10 protein-coding genes and 1 pseudogene are annotated in these 10,737 nt (G+C 61.5%); 9 read left to right on the forward strand and 2 right to left on the reverse strand.

Annotated elements, in window-relative coordinates:
• Positions 1 to 6 precede the first annotated feature (6 nt).
• The 8 genes from HHL08_RS09635 to HHL08_RS09670 all read left to right on the forward strand — a co-directional run bounded on the left by HHL08_RS09635 (position 7) and on the right by HHL08_RS09670 (position 7,927).
• Positions 7 to 534, forward strand: coding sequence for an arsenate reductase ArsC (locus HHL08_RS09635; protein ID WP_043152291.1), 528 nt, complete (start codon positions 7 to 9; stop codon positions 532 to 534).
• Positions 534 to 965, forward strand: coding sequence for an arsenate reductase (glutaredoxin) (gene arsC, locus HHL08_RS09640; protein WP_048577519.1), 432 nt, complete (start codon positions 534 to 536; stop codon positions 963 to 965). Before HHL08_RS09635 ends, arsC begins: the two co-directional genes overlap by 1 nt.
• Positions 962 to 2,035 (forward strand): ACR3 family arsenite efflux transporter, encoded by a 1,074-nt coding sequence (arsB, locus tag HHL08_RS09645; RefSeq protein WP_048577518.1) that lies wholly within the window; start codon positions 962 to 964, stop codon positions 2,033 to 2,035. The genes arsC and arsB overlap by 4 nt, the downstream gene beginning before the upstream one ends.
• Complete coding sequence (gene arsH / locus HHL08_RS09650; protein WP_048577517.1) at positions 2,035 to 2,775, forward strand: arsenical resistance protein ArsH; 741 nt, start codon at positions 2,035 to 2,037, stop codon at positions 2,773 to 2,775. Before arsB ends, arsH begins: the two co-directional genes overlap by 1 nt.
• A 577-nt stretch (positions 2,776 to 3,352) precedes the next feature.
• Positions 3,353 to 5,932: an ATP-dependent chaperone ClpB gene (gene clpB / locus HHL08_RS09655; protein WP_169572615.1), complete on the forward strand. Its 2,580-nt coding sequence runs from the start codon at positions 3,353 to 3,355 to the stop codon at positions 5,930 to 5,932.
• A 54-nt stretch (positions 5,933 to 5,986) separates the two neighbouring features.
• On the forward strand, positions 5,987 to 6,592 hold the full coding sequence (locus tag HHL08_RS09660; protein WP_235209774.1) for an HdeD family acid-resistance protein: 606 nt from the start codon (positions 5,987 to 5,989) through the stop codon (positions 6,590 to 6,592).
• 97 nt (positions 6,593 to 6,689) lie between these two features.
• Positions 6,690 to 7,589, forward strand: a complete 900-nt coding sequence (locus HHL08_RS26120; RefSeq protein ID WP_169572617.1) for a DnaJ C-terminal domain-containing protein — start codon at positions 6,690 to 6,692, stop codon at positions 7,587 to 7,589.
• Positions 7,586 to 7,927, forward strand: a complete 342-nt coding sequence (locus HHL08_RS09670; RefSeq protein WP_169572619.1) for a chaperone modulator CbpM — start codon at positions 7,586 to 7,588, stop codon at positions 7,925 to 7,927. Before HHL08_RS26120 ends, HHL08_RS09670 begins: the two co-directional genes overlap by 4 nt.
• Before the next feature lie 408 nt (positions 7,928 to 8,335).
• On the opposite strand, the gene HHL08_RS09675 is transcribed toward HHL08_RS09670, so the two are convergent.
• Positions 8,336 to 8,983, reverse strand: a complete 648-nt coding sequence (locus HHL08_RS09675) for a TetR/AcrR family transcriptional regulator (RefSeq protein WP_169572621.1) — start codon at positions 8,981 to 8,983, stop codon at positions 8,336 to 8,338.
• 149 nt (positions 8,984 to 9,132) lie between these two features.
• Between HHL08_RS09675 and HHL08_RS09680 the strand changes: the two genes are divergently transcribed.
• On the forward strand, positions 9,133 to 10,626 hold the full coding sequence (locus HHL08_RS09680; RefSeq protein WP_235955006.1) for a cytochrome P450: 1,494 nt from the start codon (positions 9,133 to 9,135) through the stop codon (positions 10,624 to 10,626).
• 22 nt (positions 10,627 to 10,648) lie between these two features.
• Here the strand turns inward: HHL08_RS09680 and HHL08_RS09685 are convergent.
• Positions 10,649 to 10,737 (reverse strand): annotated as a pseudogene (locus HHL08_RS09685) (IS5/IS1182 family transposase); the annotation flags it as partial.

The following is a 10,737-nucleotide window of genomic DNA, read 5'->3' on the forward strand; positions in this document are numbered from 1 at the left end:
TTTGCCATGTCTGACCGCATCTTCAACGTCCTCTTCCTGTGCACCGGCAACTCGGCCCGTTCGATCCTTGCGGAGAGTGCGCTCACCAAGCTGGGCGGCGGCCGCTTCCGTGCCTTTTCGGCGGGGAGCTACCCCAAGGGCGCGATCAACCCTGACGCGCTCGCTCTGCTCGAGCGGATTGAATATCCTACAGAAGGTCTCCGTTCGAAGAGCTGGGACGAGTTCGCCGTGCCTGGCGCGCCCGTGATGGATTTCGTGTTCACCGTGTGCGACGACGCGGCGGGCGAGGTCTGCCCGATCTGGCCAGGTCATCCTGTCACCGCCCATTGGGGGATCGAGGATCCAAGCCACGTCCAGGGTTCGCAGATCGAGCGGGAGCGCGCGTTCGTGACAGCGCTGCGCTATCTTGAGAACCGCATAAAGCTCTTCGCGGCGTTGCCCTTCGATAGGCTCGACGCCATGGCTTTGCGGGCCCGTGTCCGTGAGATCGGGCATGGCGAAGGCGCGAGCAGCCGTCGCGGGGACGCAGCCTGATGCCGGTCGATATCATAATCTACCACAATCCCGATTGCGGCACCTCCCGCAACACGCTGGCGATGATCCGCAATGCTGGAATCGAACCGCGTGTGATCGACTATCTGAAGACTCCTCCGTCGCGGTCGATGCTTATGTGGCTGATCGAGCGCATGGGTATTACCACGCGCTCTTTGCTGCGCGAGAAGGGCACGCCTTTCGCTGAGTTGGGGCTCGATAACCCGTCGCTGAGTGATGGGCAGCTTGTCGATTCGATGATGGCGCATCCAATCTTGATCAACCGCCCGATCGTAGTGTCACCGCTCGGCGTCAAGCTCTGCCGCCCTTCCGAGGAGGTGCTCGATCTGCTGCCGAGCGATCAGCGTGGCGCCTTCGCGAAGGAAGATGGCGAACGCATTGTCGATGACCGCGGCCAGCGGGTCGCATCATGAACGCCACCACTGCTGGAACGTTGGCGCCGGCCAGGCCGGCGATCAGCACATTCGAACGCTATCTCAGCGTCTGGGTAGCGCTTTGCATCATCGTCGGCATCGCACTCGGCTATGCACTGCCCGGCCTGTTCGGCGTGATTGCGTCAACCGAGGTTGCGCGGGTCAACCTCATCGTTGCGGTTCTGATCTGGCTGATGATCGTCCCGATGCTGCTCAAGATCGATCTTGGCGCGCTTGGTTCGGTCAGGCAGCATTGGAAGGGTGTCGGCATAACGCTGTTCATCAACTGGGCGGTAAAGCCCTTCTCGATGGCGCTGCTCGGCACCCTGTTCCTGGGCTGGCTGTTTCGGCCGCTGTTGCCGGAGGCTGAGATCAGCTCCTATATCGCCGGACTGATCCTGCTTGCCGCAGCGCCCTGCACGGCGATGGTGTTCGTCTGGTCCAATCTCTGCGATGGTGACCCGACCTACACGCTGAGCCAGGTCGCGCTCAACGACACCATCATGGTGTTCGCGTTCGCCCCGCTGGTCGGCCTTCTCCTCGGCGTCGCATCGATCACCGTACCCTGGGACACGCTGCTGATCTCGGTCCTACTCTACATCGTCGTGCCGGTGATCGTCGCGCAGGTCATTCGGGGTGCCGTGCTCTCGTCGGGCGGACAGCCCGCGCTTGACCGGCTGCTCAGCCGTCTTGGCCCAGTATCTTTGGTCGCGTTGCTGACGACTCTGGTGCTGCTGTTCGGATTCCAGGGGCAGGCGATCATAGCTCATCCGCTGGTGATCGCGCTGATCGCCGTGCCGATTCTCATCCAGGTCTATTTCAACGCAGGGCTCGCCTATTGGCTGAGCCGTCGGTTCGGCGTGGCATGGTGCGTTGCCGCCCCCGCCGCATTGATCGGCGCGTCCAACTTCTTCGAGCTGGCGGTCGCTGCCGCGATCAGTCTGTTCGGTCTCAACTCCGGCGCAGCGCTTGCTACCGTCGTCGGCGTGCTGGTCGAAGTTCCGGTCATGCTGTCCGTGGTCAGAATCGTGAAGGCGACACGCCCTTGGTATGAGCGTCGGGTAGCCTGATGTCGCGCCTTCGTTCCCTTGCCGACCCTGATGACCTGCCGGCGCTCGATCGGTCGCTCGTTAGACCTAGTCCCGCCGTCGGCCTCGGTTCGCTCGAACATCCGCCCCGCATCTTGCTGCTTTACGGATCCCTGCGGGAGCGATCATTCAGTCGACTCGTGGTCGAGGAGGCGGCGCGCCTGTTGATCCTGTTCGGCGCCGAGGTGCGGATCTTCGATCCGAGCGACCTGCCGCTGCCGGATCAGATCAGGGGGGACGACCATCCGGCGGTCCATGAACTTCGTCAGCACGCGCTCTGGTCCGAGGGCATGGTGTGGTGCAGTCCCGAGCGTCATGGCCAGATCACTGGCATCATGAAGGCGCAGGTCGACCATCTGCCGCTGGAGTTTGGCGGTATGCGCCCGACCCAGGGAAGGACGCTCGCGGTGATGCAGGTCTCAGGCGGCTCGCAGTCTTTCAACGCGGTCAACACGCTGCGTCTGCTCGGCCGCTGGATGAGGATGTTCACGATCCCGAACCAATCGAGCATCGCAATGGCATTCAAGGAGTTCGATGAGGCAGGCCGCTTGAGACCTTCCAGCTACTACGACCGCATTGTCGACGTGATGGAAGAGTTGATCCGGTTCACCATTCTGATCCGAGGCCATGCCGAGCAGCTTGTCGATCGATATTCTGAGCGCAAGTCCGAGACCGCCAAGCGCGATGCCGCGAACGACCTGACGTCACGATCGATAGCGTGAGGCCCGCAATTGGGCCAGAACGCCGGGTCTGGCGCCTTATGGCTGTTCTATTCCCGCCAGCCGGACGCTGGATTTGCCCCCCGTCCCCCGGGCGATGCTGCGAGTCGCCATAATCGGAACGACGATCAGATCGGGCCGGGCCGGGCCGGTTTCACCTGCGGCGCGTCCGCATCAATGGGAAAGGAGCGACATAGAAAGGAGGCACGGCCATGTCGCAGCCATTTCGCCAGAGGTGGGCAGCACAAGCGCTCTTCTCTCCAGCCATGTCCGGCGGCAGCCGATCGGCAGATAGCCATGAACATCGCCGGTCCGGACTTGGCTGAATTCCGCGCCCATCGGAACATCCCGTATATTTCTGGGCTTCGGCTTGAAAGATAAGCGCCAAGAATTCTGAGCGAACGAGAGAGGGGGAACACGCTATGCCAAGAAATCTCCGACTTTGCCGAACCAATCGATAGGGCCTTCATCGGCCGTGTTGGAATCGGTTCGATAACCCTTGGCCATCACGTGCGACGTCGAACCGACAATGGGGTGAGACGCGATCGGTACTCACGCCAAACGGAAAAACGAGGAATCAATGAATCTCGAAAAATTCACCGATCGCGCCAAGGGCTTCCTCCAGAGCGCGCAAACCGTCGCGATCCGCATGAGCCATCAGCGGATAAGCCCGGAACATCTTCTGAAAGCTTTGCTCGAGGATGAGCAGGGCATGGCAAGCGGCCTCATCCGCGCGGCAGGCGGCGATCCCGCCGTGGCGACGCGGCAGACCGACGCCGCGCTCGCCAAGGTGCCATCGGTTTCAGGCAGCGGCGCGCAATCGGCCCCGAGCCTCGATAATGATGCTGTGCGGGTGCTCGATCAGGCCGAGCAGGTCGCGCAGAAGGCGGGCGACAGCTATGTCACCGTCGAGCGGCTGCTTCTTGCGCTAGCGCTGGCCTCAAACACCGCGGCCGGCAAGTCCCTGGCCTCAGCGGGCTTGAAGGCAGAAGCGCTGAATGCGGCGATCAGCGCGCTGCGCAAGGGAAAGACCGCGGACACGGCCTCGGCCGAGGATCGCTACGACGCGCTCAAGAAGTTCGCACGCGACCTCACCGAAGCGGCCCGCGAAGGCAAGCTCGATCCGGTCATCGGCCGCGATGAGGAGATCCGTCGGACCATCCAGATCCTTGCCAGGCGCACGAAGAACAATCCCGTCCTCATCGGCGAACCCGGCGTCGGCAAGACCGCGATCGCCGAAGGGCTCGCCCTGCGCATCGCCAATGGCGACGTGCCCGATACGCTCAAGGACCGCGCGCTGATGGCGCTCGACATGGGCAGCCTGATCGCCGGGGCCAAATATCGCGGCGAGTTCGAGGAGCGGCTGAAGGGTGTGCTCGATGAGGTGAAGGCCGCCGAGGGCCATATCGTCCTGTTCATCGACGAGATGCATACGCTAATCGGCGCCGGCAAGGGCGAAGGCGCGATGGACGCATCCAACCTGCTCAAGCCCGCGCTCGCGCGCGGCGAACTCCATTGCATCGGCGCGACCACGCTCGATGAATATCGCAAGCATGTCGAGAAGGATCCAGCCCTCCAGCGGCGCTTCCAGCCCGTCTTCGTCGGTGAGCCCACGGTCGAAGATACCATCTCGATCCTGCGCGGCCTGAAGGAAAAATATGAGCTGCACCATGGCGTGCGCATCACCGATGGCGCGCTGGTCTCGGCGGCGACCTTGTCCCACCGCTACATCACCGACCGCTTCCTGCCGGACAAGGCGATCGACCTCATGGATGAGGCGGCCTCGCGCCTGCGTATGGAAGTCGAATCCAAGCCCGAGGAGATCGAGAATCTCGATCGGCGCATCATCCAGCTCAAGATCGAGCGGGAGGCGCTGAAAAAGGAGACCGACAAGGCGTCGAAGGACCGACTGGAGACGCTGGAGCAGGATCTCGCCAATCTCGAGCAGCAATCGGATGAACTCACCTCGCGCTGGCAGGCCGAGAAGGAAAAGATCGCGGGTGAGAGCCGTATCAAGGAACAGCTCGACGCTGCACGCATCGAGCTCGACCAGGCGCAGCGCTCGGGCGACCTCGCCAAGGCAGGCGAACTGCAATACGGCACCATTCCCACGCTCGAAAAGCAGCTGGCCGATGCGGCGGGCGCAGCCGAAGGCGCAATGCTGCGCGAGGAGGTGACAGCGGAGGACATCGCCGGCGTCGTCGCGCGCTGGACCGGCATTCCGGTCGAGCGAATGATGACCGGCGAACGCGAGAAGCTGCTCGCCATGGAAGAGACGATCGGCAAGCGCGTCATCGGCCAGGCCGATGCGGTCCGCGCCGTGTCGACCGCCGTGCGCCGCGCGCGTGCCGGTCTGCAGGACCCCAATCGGCCCCTGGGCTCATTCCTGTTCCTAGGGCCCACAGGCGTCGGCAAGACCGAGCTCACCAAGGCGCTCGCCGGCTTCCTGTTCGACGACGACAACGCGATGGTTCGCATCGATATGAGCGAGTTCATGGAGAAACACTCGGTCGCCAGGCTGATCGGCGCCCCTCCGGGCTACGTGGGCTATGAAGAGGGCGGCGTGCTGACTGAAGCGGTTCGCCGCCGCCCCTATCAGGTCGTCCTCTTCGACGAGGTCGAGAAGGCGCATGGCGACGTGTTCAACATTCTCCTGCAGGTGCTCGACGACGGGCGGCTGACCGACGGCCAGGGCCGCACGGTCGACTTCACCAACACCATCATCGTGCTGACCAGCAATCTGGGCAGCCAGTATATTGCGGGCCTCGCCGACGACGAATCGGTCGAGAAGGTCGAGGACCAGGTGATGGAAATCGTCCGCGGCCATTTCCGACCGGAATTCCTCAACCGCCTCGACGAGATTATTCTGTTCCACAGGCTGGGCGCCGACCATATGGCGCCCATCGTCGATATTCAGGTCGCCCGCGTCGGCAAGCTGCTCCAGGACCGCAAGATCACGCTCGACCTCACCGATGCGGCCCGCGCCTGGCTCGGCCGCGCCGGCTATGATCCGGTCTACGGCGCGCGGCCATTGAAACGCGCGGTGCAACGCTTTCTCCAGGATCCGCTCGCCGACTTGATCCTCCAGGGCGAGATCCGCGACGGATCGACCGTCCATATCGATGAGGGTGACGGAGCACTCGTGCTGAATCTAGGCTAAGAGTTACGATGGCCGCCTGGAATAGCGTGGGACTGAATTGGGCGACAGCAGCAGTTGACGAAGGATTGCCCGAACGAATTAGGGAGAAAGCTTATGAGCGCGCACGAAGCAAATAAGGGGGTCTGGGGTTCGCCGTTTCCGGCATCCACCGGTTGGGGATGGGTTCTGACCTATGGCGTGCTCCTGATCCTGGGCGGGATCCTGGCTTTCCTGAACCCGCTCGCGACGGGCTTTGCCGCCGGCGTGATCTTCGGAGCGATATTGCTTGCCTATGGCGTCATCGCGATAGTCGCTGGACTGTCAGCCTTTTCCACCCGATCGAAGGTGCTGGAGTTGCTCCTCGGCGTCGTGGCGGTACTCGCAGGCCTCTTCGTGCTGTTCGATCCATTCCAGGGTGCCGCATCGCTCGCTTGGGCGATCGGGCTGTGGCTGTTCGTCTCAGGATTTTCCCAGCTTTTCTATGGACTGAAAGGTACGCATGACAAGGGATGGAGGCTGTTGCTCGGCGTCGTCGATATCGGGCTGGGTACCTATCTGGTGATCAGCGGCCCGCTGGCAGGGCTTGCCTTCGTGGCGGCGATCATCGGCTTCAGCTTTCTCTTCCGCGGTGTTTTCCTTATCTCACTTGCCTTTGGCCTGAGGCGGCTGAAGTCCGCGTGACGAGGGGATGCGGCCAGGAGATGGATATACCGAGGCTGACGGCGAATGCTGCGGAAGGGTTCGCGCCGATCCTCAGCGCGGCCAGGAGGCGTAACAGGTGAGCAATCCATATGAAGTTCTCGGCGTCGCCGCGTCCGCGAGCGGGGACGATATCCAGAAAGCGTATCGCAAGCTCGCGAAGAAGCTCCATCCGGACCTCAACCCTGGCGACAAGTCGGCCGAGGACAAGTTCAAGCAAGTCGCAGGCGCCTACGATCTGCTGAGCAACCCGGAGAAACGCAGGCGTTACGACACGGGCGAGATCGACGAGACCGGCGCAGAGCGGCCCCAACAGCAATATTATCGTGACTATGCCGGGTCGGACCCCGGCCATTATTCGAGTAGCGCTGGCTTTGCGGATTTTGCCGCAGGCGACGATCCGTTCGCCGAACTCTTCCGTCGCAGCGCACAGGCGCGCGCCAATCGCCGCGGGCAGGACCTGCACTATCGCCTTTCGGTCAGCTTCGTGGAGTCGATCACCGGCGGTTCACAGCGGATAACCCTGCCAGCGGGCGGCACGCTCGACGTGACGATCCCGGCGGGCGTCGTTGATGGTCAATCGCTGCGCCTCAAGGGCAAGGGCGCACCTGGCGCCGGCAAGGGCGGCCCAGGAGACGCATATATCGAGATCGAGGTTCGATCCGACCCACGCTTCCTCCGCAATGGCGACGACATCACGATCGACGTTCCGATCTCGCTGAGGGAAGCCGTCCTCGGCGGCAAGATCCGCGTTCCCACGCCAACCGGTGATGTGACGATGACCGTGCCGGCCAATTCGAACAGTGGCAGCACGCTGCGCCTCAAAGGCAAGGGTGCCCCTCGGCTGGGCGGCGGTCGTGGCGATCAATTCGTGAAGCTCAGGATCGTGCTGCCCAAGCCGGCCGATCCGGAACTCATACAATTCGTTTCGACTTGGGAAGCCGGCAAGAATTTCAATCCTCGTGAGGCCTCGCGATGATAGACTTGGACGAATTTCTATCCCGCTCGGGGATCGAACTCCACTCGCTCGAGCAGTGGATCGATCGCGAATGGCTCCTTGGCGAGCGCCGATCCACGACCATCGTCCTGACCGACATGGACGCGGCCCGCGCGCGCCTCATACATGATCTGAAGCGAGACTTCGGCGTGAACGACGAAGGCGTCGACATCGTGCTCCACCTCGTGGATCAATTGCATGGCCTTCGCCAGGTGCTCGCACAGATGCGAACGGAAACGCAGGCGGCGCGACGCCGGGATATCCGGCGATCGCGAGGCCGCAAACCGGGTCCGATTCTGGCTCCGCGGCGCAAGTCGTAACCGAGCCATGAGTCCTGCTGAAAGGGCCTAGCTAGATGGACAAGTCCCGGCCGCGGACGCCGCCGCTCGATTTGCCGATCGCATAGCCTTTGACGGGAGCAGGGCATTGAGGAGATTTGCGACATAGGCGAAACCGCTGCTGATGGCGACGCAAGTGTGGTCCGCTACCAAAAGCTGGTCGGGGCTCGGCTATTCGGTAGAAATCGCGCGTATCGCTGTCATAGAGCGGACATCCCAGGCTCGAATGCTACAGTGGGCGGTTGAATCAGAAACCGGCTCCGCAGACAGCAACCGAAATTGGAGGTCGCTATCGCCCAACGCTCGGATCGGTGACAGGCATAGCTGTGGGGCACACGCTGAACTCGTCGTTGGCCATCCAGATGGACCAGGCTTTACCGCAGATCGACGCTACCGCACTATCGCACTCAACGCGAAATCGGCTGCGAACGTTCGCCAGAAGCCAAGACGCTCGGGAGCCGAAAAATCGGCTGGAATGAAGCCCGCGATGATTTTGCCACCCGTGAAATTGCCGATCATCGCCATGATTGCGACGGCGAAGACTGCATCCGGCTCCAGTTCCTTGCGGAAGGTCCCCGCGCTCTGGCCAGCGCGGAAGATGGTTGAAAGACGCGCCATCAATTGGGGACTGCGTCGTTTGAGTTCGCGGCACTCGGGAATATGCTCTCCGCCATAAAGGCTTTGGTCATTGAAAAGCCCGGAGAGAAAAGGCCAGCGAACGAAAAGGTCGAACACACCGCCAAGAAACACCCTGATCGCATCTTCTGGGCCAAGCGATTCATAATCGGGAATTGAAAGTTGCTGGATCGCCTGCGCCGAAACCTCCTCCATGACCGCCGCATAAAGTTCGGCCTTTGTCCGAAAATAATGGTGGATCAGCTGCTTGGATACGCCCGCCTCCATCGCGATCACGTCAAGCTTGGCGCCTGCAAGGCCCGCGCGGCAGAACTCATTGGTTGCTGCCGTCAATATATGTTTCAAACCCTCCTTTTTCGACTTGCGTCGTGTCCGCCGGTCAATCGGGGCCACATCATCCATCGCACACTTCCTTTGATGTCGCCCGGTGGAGGGCCGTCCACTGCGTCGTCGCTTAGCTAGGTCAACACTACAACGAACGGGGATTTTCGCCCCGGGCACCAGTGCCTATCAGCGAACGGTCGATCGCGTCGACGGAATTGAGGATTTGCATGAGTGACACCCAAATGATGGCCAGCGATGTGCCCGCCCATGTTCCAGGCGAACTGGTGCGTGAGACCTATCCTTTCATCATGGGGGGGCAGACATCGCAAAATCCGTTCAACTCCATGGTTCCCGCTCTGCACGATGGCCCGGACCTGATCTATTCCACCAACTTCTATCCGGGCTTCCAGCCGGTCTGGATCCCGCGGCGTCTTGAAACGCTGCAAGCCCTGTACATGGACACCGAACATTTTTCGAGTGAAGCCTTCTCTCCCTTCCCGATGCTGATCGGTGAAAATTGGAGTCTCGTGCCGGTCGAGATCGATCCGCCGGCGCATTCGATGTACCGGACTCTGCTCAACCCGCTTTTTACGCCTGCCCGGATGCGCGCGCTGGAAGACAGGGTGCGCGAGGCGGCGCGTGACTCTATCGCGAAATTCAAGGACGGCGACGAATGCGAGTTTATGGGCGCATTTGCGCTGCGGTTTCCCATTATCGTGTTCCTCGATCTGATGGGGCTCCCGCGCGAGCGGATGGAGCAATTCCTCGAATGGGAGTTCATGCTGCTCCACAGTCTGGACATTGAAGACGTAGCCAGGGGAACGCGACTATCCGTCGATTATCTGCGGGAAGTGATCGAGGATCGCCGGAAAAATCCCGGCGACGATCTGGTCAGCTTCGCCGTGACTGCAACGGTCGAGGGTCGCAAACTCAACGATGACGAACTGATCGGACTCTGTTTCAACCTGTTCATTGGCGGCCTCGACACCGTTTCAACCAACATCGCCTGGCAGATCCGTCATCTCGCCGAGCATCCCGCAGACCAGCGCCGCCTGCGCGCCGATCCCTCCCTGATCCCCGCTGCGGTTGAGGAAATGTACCGCCGCTACGCCGCAGTGACGACCTTCCGCACCTGTATCAAACAAACGAGCCTTCACGGTGTCACTATCATGCCGGGCGACAAGATTGCCATGCCCACGACATTGGCCAACACCGATCCGGCGGCATGGGAACGCCCCTTCGACGTCGATTTCGATCGGACTCCTCGCCATATTACGTTCGCCTACGGGATCCATCGCTGTATCGGCGCGCCGCTGGCCCGGCGCGAATCGGTCATGGCGATCGAAGAACTGCTTGCGGCAATCCCTGAGTTTCGCGTCGCCGAGGGGGAAGAGCTTATCACCGAGTTGGGGCCAATCCTGCAGCCGAAAAACCTGCCGCTCGTCTGGGGTGAGCGGAATTCGCGTCGCGAGGTTTCTGCCGCCAAGCCGCAGCCTGCCGAAGTGTCGCAGGCTGGCGAGAAACGTGTCGGCCCGTCGATCGAGGATGTGAAGTCGTTTCTTTCGGCCAAATTGGGCTCGCTGGCGCCGTTCAACAAAGTCATCGCGATGCATCTGGATGATGATCAGATTTTGCTCGACGGAACAGTGAATCCGCCGAAGCTCGTCGATCTTGTCGCGTGCAATATCGATGTGACTGTCCGTGCCCGTCTCAGAGCCTGATTCATAATTATCCGATGAAATTTCATAGTCTTGCGATGCGACGCGCGAATAGCTGGATGGAAGCTATGAACAGCCACGCAGTTGCCGATGCGATGGTCTGTTCAAAGTCCT

Origin of the sequence: Sphingobium psychrophilum (genome assembly GCF_012927105.1) — a bacterium.
Taxonomy (GTDB): domain Bacteria; phylum Pseudomonadota; class Alphaproteobacteria; order Sphingomonadales; family Sphingomonadaceae; genus Sphingobium; species Sphingobium psychrophilum.

What these genes read in the sequence shown, in the direction of transcription:
- HHL08_RS09680 (WP_235955006.1), top strand. Translation starts at nt 9,133, where the DNA reads ATGAGTGACACCCAAATGATGGCCAGCGATGTGCCCGCCCATGTTCCA.
- clpB (WP_169572615.1), top strand. Translation starts at nt 3,353, where the DNA reads ATGAATCTCGAAAAATTCACCGATCGCGCCAAGGGCTTCCTCCAGAGC.
- arsC (WP_048577519.1), top strand. Translation starts at nt 534, where the DNA reads ATGCCGGTCGATATCATAATCTACCACAATCCCGATTGCGGCACCTCC.
- HHL08_RS09675 (WP_169572621.1), bottom strand. Translation starts at nt 8,983, where the DNA reads ATGGATGATGTGGCCCCGATTGACCGGCGGACACGACGCAAGTCGAAA.
- arsH (WP_048577517.1), top strand. Translation starts at nt 2,035, where the DNA reads ATGTCGCGCCTTCGTTCCCTTGCCGACCCTGATGACCTGCCGGCGCTC.
- arsB (WP_048577518.1), top strand. Translation starts at nt 962, where the DNA reads ATGAACGCCACCACTGCTGGAACGTTGGCGCCGGCCAGGCCGGCGATC.
- HHL08_RS09635 (WP_043152291.1), top strand. Translation starts at nt 7, where the DNA reads ATGTCTGACCGCATCTTCAACGTCCTCTTCCTGTGCACCGGCAACTCG.
- HHL08_RS09670 (WP_169572619.1), top strand. Translation starts at nt 7,586, where the DNA reads ATGATAGACTTGGACGAATTTCTATCCCGCTCGGGGATCGAACTCCAC.